The sequence below is a fragment of the Nocardia sp. NPDC005978 genome, assembly GCF_040614455.1.
Taxonomy (GTDB): domain Bacteria; phylum Actinomycetota; class Actinomycetes; order Mycobacteriales; family Mycobacteriaceae; genus Nocardia.
On record NZ_JBEXUS010000147.1, the window covers coordinates 1 to 18,021 of the forward strand.

The following is an 18,021-nucleotide window of genomic DNA, read 5'->3' on the forward strand; positions in this document are numbered from 1 at the left end:
CGGGCACGAAGGTGATTGTGAGGCAGAGCCGATCGGGGTCCGGTGGCCGGCGGTCCGGGCGGATCCCGTGTGCGACTAGCTCGCGGCCGGGGCCGCCGGGGCCGGCGCGGCGGGTGCGGGCGCGGCGGGTGCGGGAGCACCCGGGTCGGCGGGCGCGGCGTCGGCCGGTGCGGGCGCGTCGCCGGAGCCGCTCGAGCCGCTGTCGCTGGAACCACCCGAGCCGGTCGAGGGCTGCCCGTCCGTCTTCGGCAGCTCGGCCACGGTGAACAGCCCGACCGTGGGCAGCACCACGCAGCGGGCGGCGGGGTAGTCGATCGTCCCCCAGAGCGAGGCCACGACGGTGCCCGGGCCGGAGTCCACGGTTGTCGCCAGGGCCGGGAGGTTGTATTCGGTCACGTCGGCCAGCGGGCTGATGCCGCTGCGGCCGTTGCCGACATTGAGCCACGCCACGCTCAGGCCCGAGGCCAGCGGCATCCCCGAATGCGCGGGGGTGGCCTGGAACCGCAGGGTGCCGGGCGGACCGGCGAGGCCGAGTTCGGGGCCGTTCACCATGCCGGGGGTCGCCGAGGCCGCGGTCATGGTGAAGGGCAGGTTGTGCCCGCAGCCGATGGTGGGCGCGGTGTACCCGAACGGCCGGAAGCCGATGTCGCCGAGCCTGGCGGCCGCGACCAGCTGGGCGCCCTTGCTCACGGTGGTGACCGCGGCGCGGGCCTCGGCGTTGTCGCCCGCGGCGGTGGTGAGCTGCTCGATCGCGGTCTCGACCGGCGATTTCTCCGCGTCGGCGGCGGCCGTGCCCGCCGCGCACAGGACCGCGGCGGCGGCGAGGGCGGTGACCGAGGCGGCACGCCCGGGAAGAGTTCTGCCGTTCACTCGTACTTCTCCTGCGAACTGGGGATACCGGTGGGACGATCGGCGGCTCTGCGCTCGGAAGCGGCACCGGCGCACCGGATCTCCCCGGCAACGTACCAGCTGCCCCGCAATCGCGTCTGCCGAGGCGGCCACCGGGTGTGATCCAGCCGACACGCCGAGTATTACCGAGGGGTAAGTTTGACCTTGAAACGACAGCGACGCTGGGAGAAGCGATGAAACTTGCCCTGTCACCCGACGAGGTGAAATTCCGGGACGAACTGCGCGAGTTCTACCGGACCAAGATCCCGGCGGAGATTCGCGAGCGCGTGAAGTACGGGCGCGAGATCTCCAAGGACGACATCGTCACCACGCATCGGATCCTCAACGAACACGGCTACGCGGTCCCCAAGTGGCCGGTCGCCTGGGGCGGCCGTGACTGGACGCCCATGCAGCGCCACATCTGGGAAGACGAGATGCAGCTGGCCTCGGTCATCGAGCCGCTCACCTTCAACGCCCAGATGATCGGCCCGGTCATCGCGCAGTTCGGCTCGGAGGAGCTCAAGGCGCGCTTCCTGCCCCCGACCGCCAACCTCGACATCTGGTGGTGCCAGGGCTTCTCCGAGCCCGACGCCGGGTCGGACCTGGCCTCGCTGCGCACCACCGCCGTCCGTGACGGCGACGACTACATCGTCAACGGCCAGAAGATCTGGACCACGCTGGCGCAGTACGCGGACTGGATCTTCTGCCTGGTCCGCACCGATCCGGCCGCGAAGAAGCAGGCGGGCATCTCGATGCTGCTGTTCGACGTGAAGTCGCCGGGCGTGACCGTCCGGCCGATCAAGCTCATCGACGGCGGTCACGAGGTCAACGAGGTCTTCTTCGAGAACGTCCGGGTTCCGGCCGATCAGCTGGTCGGCGAGGAGAACATGGGCTGGACCTACGCCAAGTTCCTGCTCGGCAACGAGCGCACCGGCATCACCGGCGTCGGCCGCACCAAGGTGAAACTCGCGGTCGCGAAAGAGTATGCGGCCCAGACCAGGTCGGGACGCGGCACGCTGCTCGAGGATCCGGTGTTCGCCGCGCGCGTGGCGGCGCTGGAGAACGAGCTGCTGGCGCTGGAGCTGACCCTGATGCGGGTCGTCTCCAATACCACCGACGGCAAACCGAATCCGGCGTCCTCGGTGCTCAAGCTGCGTGGCTCCGAGCTCCAGCAGGCCGCGACCGAGTTGCTGCTGGACATCGCGGGCCCGGACGCGCTGCCGGTGCAGGCCGATGACATCGCTTCGCCCGCCTGGGCGCAGCGCACCGGTCCCGGCTACCTGAACTACCGCAAGACAACCATCTACGGAGGTTCCAGCGAGGTGCAGCGCACCATCATCGCCTCCACCATCCTCGGATTGTGAGCTGCCGCCATGGATTTCGAACTCACCGATGAACAGGTCATGCTGCGCGACACGGTCCGCGATCTGCTCGCCCGCGCCTACGACCCGGAGTCCCGCCTGAAGGTCACCGACGCCGAACTCGGCTGGAACCGCGAGGTCTGGAACCAGCTCGCCGAACTCGGCGTGCTCGGCCTGGCTTTCAGCGAGGAGGACGGCGGCGTGGGCGCCGGGCCGGTGGAGACCATGGTCGTGCTGGAGGAGGTCGGCCGCCGCCTGGCGCCCGAGCCGATCCTGGACGCCGTGCTGATCCCGGGCGGCCTGATCGCCGCCGCCGGCACCGAGGCACAGCGGCAGCGCGTGCTGCCCGCGCTGGTCGCGGGGGAGAAGCTGCTGGCCTTCGCCCACGACGAGCCCGGAACCCGCTGGCCCGTCGCCGAACTCGCCACCATCGCGGTGCCGCAGGGCGACGGATACGTGCTGACCGGGGTGAAGAACCCGGTGCCGCACGGGGATTGCGCCGACGAGTTCGTGGTCAGCGCCGAACTGCCGGGTGGCGGCCTCGGGCTGTTCCTGGTCGCCGCCGACGCGACGGGCGTGGTGCGCAAGCCCTTCCGCACCTTCGACGAGCGCCGCGGCGCGCAACTCGAGTTCACCGCCACCCCGGGTGAACTGCTCGGCGACAACGCCGACGCCGCGGCCGCGCTGGCCACGGTGACCGCCCAGGCGCAGGCCGCGCTGTGCGCGGAATCGCTCGGCGCGATGGAGGAGTCGCTGCGACTCACCACCGAATACCTCAAGACCCGCAAGCAGTTCGGCGTCACGCTGTCCAAGTTCCAGACCCTGAGTCAGCGGGCGGCCGAAATGTACGTCTCCCTGGAGTTGGCGCGCAGTATGAGCCTGTACGCCACGGCCGCCCTGGTGGACGAGGTCACCGATCCCGCCGTCGCCGCCCGCGCCCGCCTGCAGGTGGGCCGCTCGGCCCGCCACATCGGCCAGGAGGCGATCCAGATGCACGGCGGCATCGGCATCACCACCGAGTACCCGGTGAGCCACTACGTGGCCCGCCTCACCGGCATCGCCCGCACCCTGGGCGGCGACCTGGATCACCTGCGCCAACTCGCCGACCACGTAGGCGATTACACCCTCGTCGAGTTCTGACCCGAACCCGCCGTCCCCGCGCCCCGCTCTCTCCAGGAGCGGGGCGCGTTCGTTTCGCGACGAATGCGCCTGCGCGGGAGTCACTCCGCCGCCGCGAGGCAGGACGTGAGCGGGCTCCGGATCGCTTCCACCGGACCGCGTTCCAGTGGGCCGCGCCCGGCGCGGTTCAGTGCGCACGGTTAGCCGTGTGATGTCCCGCTGGGCGTGTGTTCGCGGCCGGGGCGGGGGACACGCGCGTGGCCGGGCGCGCGGGTCGATCCGCGGAACGCGAAAAGTGGTGGGGGCGGGTTCTCTCGCGCGCGTAGGGTGCGGTCATGGGAGAGGAAACTGTTCGGCTGGACGGGAATACGCTGGTTTTGGCGGGGGGTGTGCGGGTGCGATTCATTCGCACGCTGCGGCTGCCGGAGACGGGGACGCACGCGCTGCCGCCGGGCATCGGGGATTTCCCGGTGCGGCGGGTGGCCGACTACGCGGACACGGTGCCCGACGAATGGGCGAAACGCGGCGGCGTCATGCTGCCCATGTACCTGCGCGAGGCCATGTGGCTCTCGTTCTCCGCGCAGGAGCCGGCGGCCCTGCAGATCGGGGTGGGCAAGGTGTGCGCGGTCTCGGGCAAGCCGTGGAGCGATCGGCTCGGGCGCGACCCGCAGAACTACGTGGTGCTACCCCGCCAGCCCTGGCTGGACGGCATCAACTCCGGTGCGGGCACCATCCGCCAATTCGTCGCGGTGCCTTTGGGATTGGGCGCGACGGTGGAGGGTCAGGTCACCGGGGAGGAGGTCTGGGGCGGAATCCAGCTGCAGCACTTCGGATTGAACGAGATCGAACTGGCGCAGTGGCGCAAGGCCCAGCGCGCACGGGAAGCCGGCCGCGGTGGCGGACCACAGACGCTCGGCAGCCCGTTCGACGGCGGCTACGGCGAGAAGCCGCCGCCGTGGGCCGGCGGATACGCCGGTGGCTCCGGTGGTTACGGCGCGCCGACACCCGGTGGCCCGCCGCCGGCGCCGGGCGGCGGGTACGGCGGGCCCGCGCCGCAGTGGGGCGATCCCGCGGGTAACACCGGTTCCTTCGGCGCGTACCCGGCGCCCCCGCCGATGGCTCCCCCCGCGCAGGGGTACGGCGCGGCTCCCCGGCCCCCGGGGTCCGCCCCCGGCGCGCCGCCCGCCCGTTCGGCGCCGGGAAAGTCCGCCAAGGCCATGGGCCTGGGCGTCGGCGGCACCATGCACCAGGAGATCTACGCCGACGATCGCGCGCTCGAGTCGTGGGCGACAACGCGTTCCGGCCGTGTCTTCGTGCACCTGGTGACGCCGCCGGACTGGCAGCGCATCACCGGCGAAGCGCCGCCGCCCTCACCGGTGAACCGGCAGGCGTACACCGAGGCGGGCCTGCCGTGGTTCGACTACTTCGACTCCGACGCAACAGATCTCGCGCCCGTCACCGAACTGTCCACCGTGGCCCCGGTCGGCGAGTGGCTGGGCGCGGACCATGAGCCGTGGCAGGACCCGGTTCCCGGGCAGGTGCACCACCTGGGCGATCCGAAGGGCAAGCCCGTCACCGACGGCGACTGGTAGCGCCCGCGCCGCGGCGGGCTGCCCGGACCGATGAGGTGCGCGGCAGCGCCCGCCGCCGCGGAATCCGGGCAGCCGAACCTGTTCGGCCGTGCCTCTCACTCGTCGGAATCGTCGGTGGCGGTGGGCCGTTCGGTGGTCGTGGCCGGCGCGGTAGTGGTGATCTCGGTCGTGGTGACCGGTCGTTCGGTCGTCACCGGGCGCTCGGTGGTGGTCACCGGCGGCCGCGAGGTGGTGCGCGGGGTGGTCGGCCGGGTGGTGCGGGTGGTGGTGCTCGGCCGGTCGGTCCGATCCCCCGGGTAGTCCGGGTCATCGGGATCGATGGTGACCGACGGCGGCAGCGTGCGCCGGGGCGGCTGGTCCGAGGCCACCCGCCAGGTCGGCGAGGGCGGGATCAGAACCCCGGGCGTCGTGCTCTCGCCCGGCTTCGTAATCTCCGGCGCGGCTTGCAGATCCGCGTTCAGGGCCGGGGGCGGCACATAGACGTCCTGGCGGCCGAGGCCGCAGGCGCCGAGAAGCACCAGACCCAGCGAAACCACGCCGACGGCTGCGGCGGCACCGGCCACGGGCCGGGGGAGCGGCCTCCGCGGTGTGGTGTCGCCGCGCTCGTCCGCGCGGGCGTTGCTGCCGTCCATTTGTGGCACTCCTGATTGTCTCGAGTGGGCTCACCATAACGGAGGTGATGACTCGGGGCCAGGCGGGTGCTTGGTCCGATTTGTACGACTACGGCGTTGTTCCGGAAGGCTACGACAATATCTCAAACAGCAGTGATTCAGATATCGGATTAATAAACTCTGCGTGTTGCGAGCACGTGTCGCATGGACAATTCGTTGCCGAGCCGTAATGTGTGTCCAAAGTTACACGTGAGACGCCCGAAATTAGCCGAGAGACGCGCCGAAGATTCGCCGAACCGGTGGGCGTCATCTAGGAGTGGATGATGGGTGCATTCTCGACATCCCCGCTGCGCGCCAACGCGCGGCCCGGGGAACCGGCGGTGGACAGACCGTCGAGACCGTCGGCAATCCTGGCCCGTGCCGCCGCCTGGCTGTTCTTCCTGGGCGGAGTGGTCGGCGCGATCCTCGGGATAGCGGGCCTACATGTGGAAATCACCGTCGCGGGCCTGATACTGGCCTGCACCGCAGGATTGGTCCTGCTCAAACTACGCGCGGACAACGCGCCCACCGACGGCAACTGACTCTCCCCGGGCGGCACACGGACCCCGGAGTCGATCGAGTCCCTCCGTCCGAGTGAAACCCGTCGAGTGAAACTCGCGAAATGAATCCATGAAAGAACTCGGCGCATTAATTCTGCGCGAATTCAGCTAATAACTGGCTACCGTTTTCATGGATTCATCCGTGATAGTCCCCGGCTTCGTCGATATCGGTGCTACCCGCGAATAACCCAGTCGAATGCCGCCGCTTCGGAGCGACTGCCTTCGGCCGTCCGGGAGCGATTCGGTTCGCCGAGTTCGGCCAGCAACTGTTCGGATATCGGCACCAGTCCCGCGAGGGATTCGGGCGTGAACCATTCCGGCCGCGTGGCGAAGAGCAGATCCTCGCTGGCGGTGTTGCCGGACGCCCCGGGCGCGAACGGGCAGCCGCCGAGCCCGCCGAGCGAGCCGTCCACCACGGCCGCACCGGCCGCGATGGCCGCCAGCGAGTTCGCCACGCCCATGCCCCACGTGTCGTGGCCGTGGAACACGATGCGGCGGTTGGCCGTACCCCAGCGCCCGGGCGCGGCCACCGCGGCGATCAGGGCCGAGACCTGCGCGGGATACGCCTGCCCCAGGGTGTCGGCGATGACGATGTCCGCCGAGCCCGCCGCACGCTGGTCCCCGGCGATGGCCAGGACCCGGCGGGGATCGACCGGCCCGTCGAACGGGCAGGTGAAAGCCGTTGCCAGGCACAGCTGAATGCGCCCGCCCGCCTCCCGGGCGATGGCGACCGCGTCCGGCATGGCCGCCAGGCTGTCCTCGGTGCTGCGCCCGATATTGGCTTTGTTGTGCGCGTCCGAGACCGAGAAGCAGTACTGGAAATTGCGCACGCCCGCCGCCGCGGCCTTCTCCACATGACGCGGCGTGGCCACCCACACCCAGCAGCGCGCCAATTCCTCGGGCGTGAGCGCGGCGACCAGCTCGAGCGTATTGGCCATGGGCGGCACCAGATCCGGGCGCGCCATGGAGCCGATCTCCAATTCCGGAACGCCCAGCGCCAGCAGCCGGCGCACGATCTCGGCCTTGCGCGCGACCGGCAGTGTCTTTCCGGTGAGCTGCAGGCCGTCGCGCAGGGTCACATCGCGCAGGATCGCTTCCATCACAGTGCCTCCAGGGCGTCGATCTCGCTGTCGGACATGCCCAATAGTCCCGCGAGCACCTCGCGGGTGTGCGCACCCAGGTCCGGTCCGACGTTGCGAATGGGCAACGACCGCTCGCCGATCACCGGGACGATGCCGGTGAAACCGACCTGTTTCGGTTCGGGCTCACCCACGTCCACCGCGAAATCCTGAATCATATTGCGCGCCCGGTATTGTTCGTCGGCCACGATATCGGCGGCGGTGTAGATGGGTCCGCAGGGAATGGCGGCGGCCTCGAGCACCTCGAGCGCCTGCGCCGGGGTGCGGGTGCGGGTCCATTCCGCGATCGAGGCGTCCAGCCGATCGCGATTGCGCCACCGGCCCGCGTTGTCCTGCAATTCCGGATCGGCCGCGAGATCGGGCCGTTCGATGACCTGCATGTAGCGCTGGAAGATGGCGTCGCCGTTGCCGCCGATGATGATGCTGTTGCCGTCGCTGCACGGGTAGGCGTTGCTGGGCGCGATGCCCTCCATGCGCCCGCCGACCCGCTCGCGGTTGATGCCGTACGCGAGGTAGTCCGGCACCAGCGATTCCATGACCGACAGAATGGACTCGTTCAACGCCACGTCGATCACGCGCTGCGCCAGCGGAACCGCCGCGTCCGCGCGCTCGCGCTGGAACAGCGCCATCACCGTGCCGAAGGCGGCGTAGATGCCGGCGATGGAGTCGCCGATGGACACGCCCACCCGCACCGGCGGCCGATCCGGATCGCCGACGAGTTCGCGCAGTCCGCCGACCGCCTCGGCGACCGCGGCGAAGCCCGGGCGCTGGGCGAGCGGTCCGGTCTGCCCGTACGCGGAGATGCGGGTGATGACCAGCTTCGGATTGGCGGCGTTGAGCACCTCGGGCCCCAGGCCCCATTTCTCCAGCATGCCGGGCCGGAAGTTCTCCAGCAGCACATCGCATTTCTCGATGAGCCCGAGCACGACCGCGCGTCCCGCCTCGGTGCGCAGGTCCAGGGTGATGGACTTCTTGTTGCGGTTCACCGTCCGGTACAGCATGGAGGTGTCGCCGCCGTAGAGTCGCCAATTGCGCAGCTCGTCACCGGTTTTGGGGCGCTCGACCTTGATGACCTCCGCCCCGAAATCCCCGAGAATCCGCCCCGCCGTCGGCGCGGCCACGTAATTGCCCAGCTCCAGAACCCGCACCCCGTCGAGCGGCCGAATCTCCATGGGGGACGAGTCTATTTGCCGCCGTTCCCGGACGAGCGAAAGGCCGGGGCGACGGCTGGTTGGGGCCGCCGTTCCCGGCCTTTCTCCCGCTCCGATTGTGATGTGCGCAAGAACATCACAATCGGGGCAGGCTCGTTTCAGGCCGCGCGCGGGGCGACCTGCTCGATGATGGAGTAGTGCTCGGCGTTGCCGCTGATGATGGTGCTGGGCTCGCCGTGCACGTCGACCGGGACATCGCCCGCGAGGGTGATGCGGGTCAGGCGGCGGGGCTCGCCGTCGTAGTCGTCGATGGCGTAGTGCTGGGTGGCCCGGTTGTCCCAGATGGCGACGTCGCCGTCCTGCCAGTTCCAGCGGGTGGTGTTCTCCAGCTTGATGACCCGGTTCTGCAGCAGCTGGAACAGGGCCTGGGACTCGGCGGCGGACAGGCCGACGAAGTTCTTCACGAAGTGGCCGAGCAGCAGGGCGCGCTCACCGGTGACCGGGTGCACGCGCACCACGGGGTGCTCGGTCTCGTAGTAGTCGGACTCGAACTCCTCGCGGTACGCCTTGCCGTTCGCGTTCGCCGCGGCGGTGTCGCTGCGGTCGGCGGCGTAGTCGTAGACATTGGTGTGCCGGGCGCGCAGGTTCTCCACCAGCACCTTGAGCGGTTCGGGCAGCGCCTCGTAGGCGGCCACGGTGGAGGCCCAGGTGGTGGAGCCGCCGTAGGAGGGCAGGTGCACCGCGCGCAGGATGGACGCCTTCGGAATGCGGTCCACGAAGCTGACGTCGGTGTGCCAGCTGTTGGCCCGGCCGTACTCGGAGTCGATGGGCAGCGACTTCACGCCCTTGGAGGTGACGGTCGGGTGCGGGGTGGTGGGGGAGCCCAGCAACTCGGCGAACTCGTACTGCCCGTCCTCGGTCAGATGATCCTGGCCGCGGAAGAAGATCACCTTGTGCTCGGCCAGCGCCGACTGGATGAGCTCGACCGTCTCGGGCGACAGGTCCGCGCCCAGGCGCACCCCGTCGATACGAGCGCCTATCTTGCTGCCGAGCTTCACCACGGTGGCGGTGGCGGTGGCGTAATCGACGGACATACAGGGCCTTTCGCTCGATCGGATGCTGCGTACGAGCACACCATCGAGGCCCCGCGCGAAACAGGATTAGGCGCAGCCGGATCGAAAGCGCGGCGGCCGGACCGAAGAACCGGTAGGCCAGCCGCGCACGCGGTGATCGGGCTCAGCCGACCTGTTCCCGCAGGAAGGCCAGGTCGTCGGCCACGCCCTCGGACGGGGTCTCCAGCACGATCGGCGCGTCCACGGCCCGGCACACCTCGACCAGCAGTTGCGCGTCGATGGTGCCGTCGGCGAGATTGGCGTGCCGGTCCGCGCCGGAGTCGAAGGCGTCGCGCGAGGAGTTCAGGTGCACCAGGTCGATGCGGCCGGTGATGGCCTTGACGCGCTCCACGATGCCGAGCAGTTCTTCGCCGCCGGCCCAGGCGTGGCAGGTGTCCAGGCAGAAACCGGCCCCGAAATCGCCCACGGCGTCCCACAACCGGGCGATGTCGTCGAAATGCCGGGCCATGGCGTGATTTCCGCCGGCGGTGTTCTCGATGAGGATGGGCACGTCGAACCCGCCCTTGTCCTGCTGGCGTTCGAAGAGCTTGCGCCAGTTCAGGATTCCTTCGAGCATCTCCTCGTCCTTGCGCACGTGCCCGCCGTGCACGACCAGGCCGAACGCGCCGAGCTCGGCCGCAGCCTTGGCCTGCGCCGCCACCGCGTTGCGCGAGGGCATGCGCAGCCGGTTGTTCAGGCTGGCCACGTTGATCTGGTAGCTGGAGTGCACCACCACGTCGATCGGGCTGGCCTTGATCTCCGCGGCCAGGGGATGCGGCTGGGGTTTGTCCCAGCTCTGCGGATCCACCACGAACATCTGGATGACGTCGGCGCCCAGCTTCTCCCCGAATCCGATGGGATCGCCTTCGGTCCGAACATGTGCTCCTATGCGCATGTGGTACAGGCTATCGGTAGCCTCCGACAGCCCTCCACCGGGAGACGGCGGTCACGGTTGTTGCGCTTTCGCTGCCGGGGGAGATAGTTCGTTAGGACCATGTTGCCGATCTCGGATCGACGGGGTGATTCAGCACGGTCCTGCTATGGTTTCGGTGTTTTCCGGATCGGCCCGAGTGCGATCATGCCGATCGTTTGCGGTACGCCGCGCGCTGGTGGGTCCCGGCGTGCGACGTGGGAAGTGAGAGCTGGTCATGCTGTCCAACGGCGACGTTTTCGCCGGTTATGTGATCGAGCGGCAGTTGGGCCGCGGGGGGATGGGTTCGGTCTACCTGGCCAAGCACCCGCGCCTGCCACGCATGACCGCGCTCAAGCTGCTGAACCGGGAGATGGTCTTCGACAAGGAGGTTCGCGCCCGCTTCGAGCGCGAGGCCGATCTGGTCGCCCAGCTGGACCACCACAACATCGTCACCGTGTACGACCGCGGGCTGGAAGACGGCCAGCTGTGGATCTCCATGCAGTACATCGACGGCGTCGACGCCGCGAGCGTGAATCCGCAGACCCTGCCGCCCGAGCGGGCGGTGCAGATCATCGCCGAGATGGGCGACGCGCTGGACTACGCGCACCGCAACGAGGTGCTGCACCGCGACGTGAAGCCCGCCAATATCCTGCTGGCGCGGTCCACCGGCGGCAAGGGCGAGCGCGTCTACCTCACCGACTTCGGCATCGCCCGCCTGCGCGACGATCACGGTCAGAACCTCACCCAGACCGGCACTTTCACCGCGACCCTGGCCTACGCCTCGCCCGAACAGCTCACCGGTTCGGTGCTCGACGGCCGCTCGGACCAGTACTCGCTCGCCTGCACGCTGTTCTGGCTGCTCACCGGCTCCGGCCCGTTCTCGGCCACCAATCCGGCCGCGGTCATCCAGGGCCACCTGCAGAATCCGCCGCCGCCGCTGAGCAGCGCCCGCCAGGGGCTGCCGCCGGCGCTGGACATGGTGCTGGGCAAGGCCATGGCCAAGCGCGCGGAGGAGCGTTTCGCCAGTTGCAGCGAGTTCGCCGCGGCGGCCCGCCGGGCGCTGTCCGCGCCCAGTGCGCCGGCCATGCCGCTGATCGGCCAGCGCACCGCGCCGCCCATGCCGGTCATGGGGCAGCAGTACACCGGCGGGGCCAATCCGATGGTCGCGCCGACCACCGGCGGCCCGAGCCCGACCGCGTCCGGGCCCAATCACTTTCCGACGATGCTCAACAAGCCGACGTCGCAGCCGCAGCCGGTGGCCAACCCGTACACCGGCGGTCCGCAGCCGACCAATCAGTACACGGCCCCGGCCAACCAGTACACGGCTCCGGGCTACAACTTCGCCGGCACCGGCGGTGGCGTGCCGCCCGGCCCGCCGACCATGGGCGGCCCGATCGGCGGTCAGCGCCCCGGCGGGCAGCCGCCGAAGAAGTCCAACGCCGGGCTGATCGTCGGCGCGATCGTCGGCGCGATCGTGCTGGTCATCGGCGCGGTCGTGATCGGTGTGGCGCTCGGCGGCGGCAGCGACGAGGAGAATCGCGGCCTGACCACCGCGTCGGGAGTGTCCACCACCGCGAAGTCGAATCCCACCGGCAAGACGACGCCCTCGGCCAAGCCGACCACCACCGCGGCGGGCTCGAAGGGCGACGCCTCGGCGATCGCCGCGAAGTTCCCGCGCATGGTGCCCGCGTCCGAGACCGGGGACATCGGCTACAACGGCGCGGACTGCTGGGTGGCCGATCCGTCCAGCCCGCCGGACAAGTCCGACGGCGAGCCCGATTTCGGTGACTACGCGGTGCAGTGGCGCTGCTTCGGCGGCGGCGACAACAAGGATCCGTTCTACCGGTTCTACGTCTACAGCTCCCCGGCCAAGGCGCAGGCCGTGGTGAACGCGCTGTCCCCGGACAAGAAGTCCAGTGACAACAACGGCGGCAAGACCTACACCAACTACCAGTTCAGCGATCAGGATCGCCCGCGCATGGTCACCGCGTTCACCGGCGACAACGAGCGCGCGACCTTCCTGATGTACACCGACGGCGTGGTCGGCACCATGGACGAGGTGCTCACCTGGTGGCGGTCGGCGCCGCTGAACTGATCCGGGCGCGGAGCCGGGTCCGGGTCATCGGGCCGCGGAACCGTCCCGGCCAATCCGTCCCGGCCACGGCCGATCCGGGCGGATTCCGGCACATCGGGCACGGCCTGTTGTCTGGGCCACGGCCCGGCCGGGGGAGGTTGTCGGGCCCGCCGCGCGCGCGTTAGGGTCCCGTTCGTAGTCAAGCGAAAGGGTCGGCGTGCTGCGCAGCGGGGAGAGGTTCGCCGGATACCTGATCGAGCGCGAACTCGGCCGGGGCGGAATGGGCGCGGTGTACCTGGCCCAGCATCCGCGGCTGCCGCGCCGGACCGCGCTCAAACTGCTGAACCGGGACCTGTTCGGCGATACCGAGACTCGCGCGCGCTTCGAGCGGGAGGCCGATCTGGTCGCCCGGCTCGAGCATCCACACATTGTGCCGATCTACGACCGCGGCAGCGACGGGGACCAGCTGTGGATCTCGATGCGCTACATCGACGGCCCCGACGCCTCCACCCTGGATTCGGCGAAACTCGCTCCGGCCCAGGCGGTCCGGATCATCGCGGCCACCGCGCAGGCGCTGGACTACGCGCACCGCAAGGGCGTGCTGCACCGGGACGTGAAGCCCGCCAACATCCTGCTCGAACACGACGACGGCGAGGACCGGGTCTTCCTGGCGGACTTCGGCATCGCGCGCCTGCGCGACGACTCCGCGGCCCGCCTCACCCAGACCGGTTCCTTCACCGCGACCCTGGCCTACGCCGCGCCCGAACAGCTGATCGGCAGCGACCTCGATCACCGCTGCGACCAATACTCGCTGGCCTGCACGCTGTTCCGGTTGCTGACCGGCGACGTCCCCTTCACCGCCGAACATCCGGTGGCGATCATGCAGGGCCACCTGAACCAGCCGCCGCCCCGGGTCAGCGCCCTGCGCGCGGGCCTGCCACCCGCCCTGGACGCGGTCCTGGCTCGTGCGATGGCGAAAAGCCCCGCGGACCGGTTCGATTCGTGCATCGAGTTCGCCACCGCCGCGCAGCGCGCGCTGGAGGGCGGTCGTCCGGGCAGCGGATTCGCGGGGGCGTCGCACGCGGGTCACGGCCTGCCCGGCACGGGGCCGGGGAACGGCAGGCCGGGTACCCCGCAGGCGGGCAACGGCCTGCCGGGCACGGGGCCGGGGAACGGCGCGCCGGGAACTCAGCACGCGGGCAACGGTGTTCCGGGCGCATCGCACCGGGCCAACGGCAACGGTCACGCGGGCAACGGTCACGCGGGCGGTGCTCACGCGGGCGGCGGGCACCCGCGTCCCGCCGCCGGATTCCAGGGGACGCCCGCGCCCGGGTTCGCGTCCGCGCAGCCGACCCCGCCGCCGCGCGGGGTGATCAGCGTGCCGTCCCAGCCCGTGGCGGCTCGTCCGGGAACCACGCCCTTCCCGGGGGCGGCTCGCCCGCAGGCGGGCGCCGGCGTGCCACCCGGTGGCGCCGCCTCCGGCCCGGCCCCCCGCCCCGCGACGCGTAAATTCGGCGCCTCGTCCGCCGCGATTCCGGTGCCGGACAACCGAACTCGCGCCGCCGGGACCGGTCCGTCCACGCGTCTGCCCGGCGCGCGCCCGGGCCCGGGCTGGGGCAGGCAGCCGGTCAAGAAGCGCCGCAAGTCCCGCACGCGCGGCTGTCTGCTGTGGCTGCTGGTGCTCACGGTGGCGGTGCTGCTCCTGGTCGGTGGTTGCGTGGCCGCCGTGGATCGGTTTCTGCCCCTGCGCACCGGCACCACGCCGAGCACCGTCGTGCCGACCACCGAGTACGAAGCGCCGTCCGAGCCCACAAACGTATGGGAACCGACGTACGAAACGACCTCCGACGCGCCGTTGCCCGAGGGCAGTATTGTGCCCATACCCTGAGTTCACGCCCGATTTGTGAGGAGTCACTGAGGTTGCGGGTCTAGGGGGTATCCCGGATGGCGCGGCTCAGCAAAGGCCGACACACTGGACACCATGACTTCGAACGTCTCGGACTCCGTCACCCTCGACAAGGGCGCGGCAGAGGTCGCCGCCCGGGCGACCGAACTGACTAAGTTCTACGGATCAGGCGACACCCAGGTGCGTGCGCTGGACGGGGTGAGCGCCGAATTCGCGAAAGGGGAGTTCACCGCGATCATGGGCCCTTCGGGCTCCGGCAAATCAACGCTCATGCACTGCCTAGCCGGATTGGACGCCGCCACCGGCGGTACGGTCCACATCGGCGACACCGACCTCACCCGGCTCTCGGACAAGCAGATGACCCAGTTGCGCCGCGATCGCATCGGCTTCGTCTTCCAGGCGTTCAATCTGGTGCCGACCCTCACCGCGCTCGAGAACATCACCCTGCCGCTCGACATCGCCGGCCGCCAGGCCGACGAGAAGTGGCTCGCCAACGTCGTGGAGCGGCTCGGTCTGAAGGACCGCCTCAACCACCGGCCCAGCGAACTCTCCGGCGGCCAGCAGCAGCGCGTGGCCTGTGCCCGTGCGCTCGCGGGTCAGCCGGACATCATCTTCGGCGACGAGCCGACCGGCAACCTCGATTCCCGTTCCTCCGGTGAAGTGCTCTCCATCCTGCGCGCCGCCGTCGACGAATTCCGGCAGACCGTGGTAATCGTGACGCACGATCCGCGCGCGGCCTCCTACGCCGATCGCGTGGTCTTCCTCGCCGACGGCCATATCGTCGACGAATTGCGCTCGCCCACCGCCGATTCCGTGCTCGACAAGATGAAGTCGCTGGAGACCGTCTGATGCCCGGTAGTCCCATGCGCAAGGTTGCCCTGCGCAACCTCGCCGCGCACAAGGTGCGACTGTTGCTGACCCTGCTGTCGGTGGTGCTCGGAACCGCCTTCATCGCAGGCTCGTTCGTGTTCACCGACACCCTGCAGAGCAGCTTCGACGACATCTTCGCCAACCAGGCCAAGGGCGTCGACGTGCGCGTCGCGCCGAAGGAACGCCAGTCCCTGGGCATTCCGAACGAGGACGTCGACAAGATCGCGGCCATGCCGGACGTGCGCTCGGTCGCGCCCAGCGTGAACGGCCCCGTCGTGCTGTTGAAGGACGGCAAGGCGGTGCAGACCGGCGGCGCGCCCACCTTCGGCGCCTCGTATCTGCCGCCGGACAAGGCGATCGCCGAGCCGGACAAGTTCCTGCAGGGCGGGCCGCCGAGCAAGGCCGGTGAGATCGCCATCAACGGCGGCGGCGCGGACCGGGCCGGATTGCACGTGGGCGATCGGACCGTGGTGCTGATCCCGTCCAAGGGCAATATCGACGTCACGATCTCGGGCATCTACGACTTGCCCTCCAACACCGGCGGTTTCATCAACCTGCTCTTCGACGACGCCCAGGCGCGCGAACTGTTCACCGACGGGCAGCACGTCGCCTTCGTGGACATCGCCGCGAAACCGGGTGTGGCGGCGAACGATCTGCGTGACGAGATCGCCAAGACGCTGCCGAACTACAAGGTGCAGAACGGCGATCAGGTTCGCGAGGACATGAAGAAGGAGGTCGGCGACGCGCTCAAGTTCATCAACTACTTCCTGCTGGCCTTCGGTTCGATCGCGCTCATCGTCGGCACCTTCATCATCTACAACACCTTCTCGATGCTGGTGGCCCAGCGGCTGCGCGAACTCGCGCTGCTGCGTGCCGTCGGCGCGAGCCGCGGGCAGGTCGGGCGCTCGGTGGTCGGCGAGGCGCTGGTCATCGGAATCATCGGCAGCGCACTGGGTCTGGCGGCGGGCGTCGGGCTCGCGTTCGGGCTCTCGGCCATGCTCAACGCCTTCGATCTGGGGCTGCCGACCGGCTCGATGTCGGTGCAGCCGCGCACGATCGTGGTCGGCCTGCTGGTCGGTGTGCTGGTGACCGTGGTCAGCGCCTACGCGCCCGCGCGCCGCGCCGCCACCATCCCGCCGGTGGAGGCCATGCGCGCGGAATTCAGTTCGCACGACGGCTCGTTGCGGATCCGCACCATCTCCGGCGCGGTGCTGGCCGCGGCCGGTGTGGCGCTGGTCGTGATCGGCGCCCAGAGCACCGGCGGCAACGCCGCCGCGACGGTCGGCGTCGGCGCGCTGGCCCTGATCCTCGCCGTGCTGCTGGCCTCGCCCGCGCTCTCGCGGCCGGTGGTCGGCGCGCTCGGCATCCTGGTGCGGCCCTTCGGCCCGGTCGGGCAGATGGCGCAGAACAACGCCCGCCGCAATCCCCGGCGCACGGCCGCAACGGCTTTCGCGCTCACCCTCGGACTCATGCTGGTCTCGGCCATCGGCATGCTCGGCGCGTCGGCCAAGGCGAGCATCACCGATCTCGTGGACAAGGGCGTGAAGGCGGACTACATCCTGGCCGGCCCGCCCGGCGGCATCATCGGCGTGCCACTGCCCGCCGGCGACGCGGTGAAATCCGTTCCGGGCGTGCAGGACGTGGTGGCCTTCCACGTGATGGCCGTCAAGATCGGCGACGATCAGGTGTTCGGCACCGTCGCCGAGGGCCCGCTGGACAACGTGCTCAGCTACGACCTGCTCGCGGGCACCCGCGCGCTGGGCGACAACGACATCCTGGTGTCGGAAACCGTTGCGGACGAACGCGGCTGGAAGGTGGGCCAGCAGGTCGAGCTGACCAGCCTGGACTTCAAGAAGTACCCGGTGACCGTCAGCGGCGTCTACAAGGACACCCAGCTGCTCGGGCCGCTGGTGGCCTCGACCTCGCTGTACAACCAGGTCATGCCGGTGAACTTCCGCAACAACTTCATCGTGCTGATGACCGCCGCGCCCGGCGCGGACCTCACCGCCATGCGCGCGAACCTGGAGAAATCCATGGAACCCTACGCGGTGGTTCAGGTTCAGGACCGCGATGATTTCAAGGGCGCGCAGGGCAAGCAGATCAACACCATGCTCGCCATCCTCTACGGACTGCTGGCGCTGGCGGTGGTGATCGCCGTCCTGGGCATCGTGAACACCCTGGCGCTGTCGGTGGTGGAACGCCGCCGGGAGATCGGCATGCTGCGCGCGGTGGGCATGCAACGCCCGCAGGTGCGGCGCACCATCTATCTGGAGTCCATGCTCATCGCGATCTTCGGCGCGGTGGTCGGTGTGGCGCTCGGGCTCGGGCTCGGCGTCGGATTCCTGCGCACGCTGCGAGATCTGGGCATCGCGCAGATCGCGGTGCCGTGGGGTCAGCTCGTGCTGATGCTGGTGGGCTCCGGCCTGGTCGGCGTGCTCGCGGCGCAGTGGCCCGCGATCCGGGCGGCGCGGACGCCCCCGCTGGCGGCCATCGCCGACATCTAGGGCGCGCGCCGGAGACGGTGCGGCACAGGGCAACAGGGCTCCGGGCGGGGGCCGTTGGGGGGGCCGGCGCGGTGGTTGCGGTGGGGTTGGGCGGGGGGGGGGGGCCGGGCGCGCGGCCGGGGTCGTCTCGCTGGACGCGCGGCGGCACACTTAGCATCCCGCCTTGATCTGGTCGGTCGGCG

14 protein-coding genes are annotated in these 18,021 nt (G+C 69.9%); 8 read left to right on the forward strand and 6 right to left on the reverse strand.

Annotated features, from left to right (window positions below):
* Window positions 1–75 precede the first annotated feature (75 nt).
* The gene (locus tag ABZ319_RS36765; protein WP_354991192.1) at window positions 76–870 is read right to left on the reverse strand and encodes a hypothetical protein; all 795 of its coding nucleotides are present in this window, start codon (window positions 868–870) and stop codon (window positions 76–78) included.
* A gap of 212 nt (window positions 871–1,082) precedes the next feature.
* On the opposite strand from ABZ319_RS36765, the gene ABZ319_RS36770 reads away from it, so the two are divergent.
* The 3 genes from ABZ319_RS36770 (at window position 1,083) to ABZ319_RS36780 (ending at window position 4,960) form a co-directional block, all read left to right on the forward strand.
* Window positions 1,083–2,252: an acyl-CoA dehydrogenase family protein gene (locus tag ABZ319_RS36770; protein WP_354991193.1), complete on the forward strand. Its 1,170-nt coding sequence runs from the start codon at window positions 1,083–1,085 to the stop codon at window positions 2,250–2,252.
* A 9-nt stretch (window positions 2,253–2,261) separates the two neighbouring features.
* A complete protein-coding gene (locus ABZ319_RS36775; protein WP_354991194.1) occupies window positions 2,262–3,389 on the forward strand; it encodes an acyl-CoA dehydrogenase family protein in 1,128 nt (375 codons plus the stop codon).
* Window positions 3,390–3,703: 314 nt separating this feature from the next.
* Window positions 3,704–4,960: a hypothetical protein gene (locus ABZ319_RS36780; protein WP_354991195.1), complete on the forward strand. Its 1,257-nt coding sequence runs from the start codon at window positions 3,704–3,706 to the stop codon at window positions 4,958–4,960.
* A 95-nt stretch (window positions 4,961–5,055) separates the two neighbouring features.
* Here ABZ319_RS36780 and ABZ319_RS36785 read toward each other — a convergent pair whose 3' ends face one another.
* Window positions 5,056–5,592: a hypothetical protein gene (locus ABZ319_RS36785; protein ID WP_354991196.1), complete on the reverse strand. Its 537-nt coding sequence runs from the start codon at window positions 5,590–5,592 to the stop codon at window positions 5,056–5,058.
* Window positions 5,593–5,894: 302 nt separating this feature from the next.
* On the opposite strand from ABZ319_RS36785, the gene ABZ319_RS36790 reads away from it, so the two are divergent.
* Window positions 5,895–6,152 carry a hypothetical protein gene (locus ABZ319_RS36790; RefSeq protein WP_354991197.1) on the forward strand — a complete coding sequence of 86 codons (258 nt, stop codon included), beginning with the start codon at window positions 5,895–5,897 and terminating at the stop codon, window positions 6,150–6,152.
* Window positions 6,153–6,343: 191 nt separating this feature from the next.
* Here ABZ319_RS36790 and ABZ319_RS36795 read toward each other — a convergent pair whose 3' ends face one another.
* The 4 genes from ABZ319_RS36795 to ABZ319_RS36810 form a co-directional block, all read right to left on the reverse strand.
* On the reverse strand, window positions 6,344–7,270 hold the full coding sequence (locus ABZ319_RS36795) for a hydroxymethylglutaryl-CoA lyase (protein ID WP_354991205.1): 927 nt from the start codon (window positions 7,268–7,270) through the stop codon (window positions 6,344–6,346).
* On the reverse strand, window positions 7,270–8,481 hold the full coding sequence (locus ABZ319_RS36800; protein WP_354991198.1) for a CaiB/BaiF CoA-transferase family protein: 1,212 nt from the start codon (window positions 8,479–8,481) through the stop codon (window positions 7,270–7,272). The genes ABZ319_RS36795 and ABZ319_RS36800 overlap by 1 nt, the downstream gene beginning before the upstream one ends.
* A gap of 137 nt (window positions 8,482–8,618) precedes the next feature.
* Window positions 8,619–9,554, reverse strand: coding sequence for a TauD/TfdA family dioxygenase (locus tag ABZ319_RS36805; protein ID WP_354991199.1), 936 nt, complete (start codon window positions 9,552–9,554; stop codon window positions 8,619–8,621).
* Between the two features lie 142 nt (window positions 9,555–9,696).
* Window positions 9,697–10,467: a deoxyribonuclease IV gene (locus ABZ319_RS36810; protein ID WP_354991200.1), complete on the reverse strand. Its 771-nt coding sequence runs from the start codon at window positions 10,465–10,467 to the stop codon at window positions 9,697–9,699.
* A 253-nt stretch (window positions 10,468–10,720) separates the two neighbouring features.
* On the opposite strand from ABZ319_RS36810, the gene ABZ319_RS36815 reads away from it, so the two are divergent.
* The 4 genes from ABZ319_RS36815 (at window position 10,721) to ABZ319_RS36830 (ending at window position 17,839) form a co-directional block, all read left to right on the forward strand.
* Entirely contained in the window at window positions 10,721–12,580 is a 1,860-nt protein-coding gene (locus ABZ319_RS36815) for a protein kinase (RefSeq protein ID WP_354991201.1), read from the forward strand.
* 196 nt (window positions 12,581–12,776) lie between these two features.
* Complete coding sequence (locus ABZ319_RS36820; protein ID WP_354991202.1) at window positions 12,777–14,447, forward strand: protein kinase; 1,671 nt, start codon at window positions 12,777–12,779, stop codon at window positions 14,445–14,447.
* 93 nt (window positions 14,448–14,540) lie between these two features.
* The gene (locus ABZ319_RS36825; RefSeq protein ID WP_354991203.1) at window positions 14,541–15,314 is read left to right on the forward strand and encodes an ABC transporter ATP-binding protein; all 774 of its coding nucleotides are present in this window, start codon (window positions 14,541–14,543) and stop codon (window positions 15,312–15,314) included.
* Window positions 15,314–17,839, forward strand: coding sequence for an FtsX-like permease family protein (locus ABZ319_RS36830; RefSeq protein ID WP_354991204.1), 2,526 nt, complete (start codon window positions 15,314–15,316; stop codon window positions 17,837–17,839). Before ABZ319_RS36825 ends, ABZ319_RS36830 begins: the two co-directional genes overlap by 1 nt.
* Window positions 17,840–18,021: the final 182 nt, after the last annotated feature.

Bases quoted from the DNA above. Each gene is read 5' to 3' on its own strand.
- ABZ319_RS36815 (WP_354991201.1), top strand. From the start codon at position 10,721: ATGCTGTCCAACGGCGACGTTTTCGCCGGTTATGTGATCGAGCGGCAG.
- ABZ319_RS36830 (WP_354991204.1), top strand. From the start codon at position 15,314: ATGCCCGGTAGTCCCATGCGCAAGGTTGCCCTGCGCAACCTCGCCGCG.
- ABZ319_RS36785 (WP_354991196.1), bottom strand. From the start codon at position 5,592: ATGGACGGCAGCAACGCCCGCGCGGACGAGCGCGGCGACACCACACCG.
- ABZ319_RS36775 (WP_354991194.1), top strand. From the start codon at position 2,262: ATGGATTTCGAACTCACCGATGAACAGGTCATGCTGCGCGACACGGTC.
- ABZ319_RS36790 (WP_354991197.1), top strand. From the start codon at position 5,895: ATGGGTGCATTCTCGACATCCCCGCTGCGCGCCAACGCGCGGCCCGGG.
- ABZ319_RS36825 (WP_354991203.1), top strand. From the start codon at position 14,541: ATGACTTCGAACGTCTCGGACTCCGTCACCCTCGACAAGGGCGCGGCA.
- ABZ319_RS36780 (WP_354991195.1), top strand. From the start codon at position 3,704: ATGGGAGAGGAAACTGTTCGGCTGGACGGGAATACGCTGGTTTTGGCG.
- ABZ319_RS36795 (WP_354991205.1), bottom strand. From the start codon at position 7,270: ATGGAAGCGATCCTGCGCGATGTGACCCTGCGCGACGGCCTGCAGCTC.
- ABZ319_RS36805 (WP_354991199.1), bottom strand. From the start codon at position 9,554: ATGTCCGTCGATTACGCCACCGCCACCGCCACCGTGGTGAAGCTCGGC.
- ABZ319_RS36810 (WP_354991200.1), bottom strand. From the start codon at position 10,467: ATGCGCATAGGAGCACATGTTCGGACCGAAGGCGATCCCATCGGATTC.
- ABZ319_RS36770 (WP_354991193.1), top strand. From the start codon at position 1,083: ATGAAACTTGCCCTGTCACCCGACGAGGTGAAATTCCGGGACGAACTG.
- ABZ319_RS36800 (WP_354991198.1), bottom strand. From the start codon at position 8,481: ATGGAGATTCGGCCGCTCGACGGGGTGCGGGTTCTGGAGCTGGGCAAT.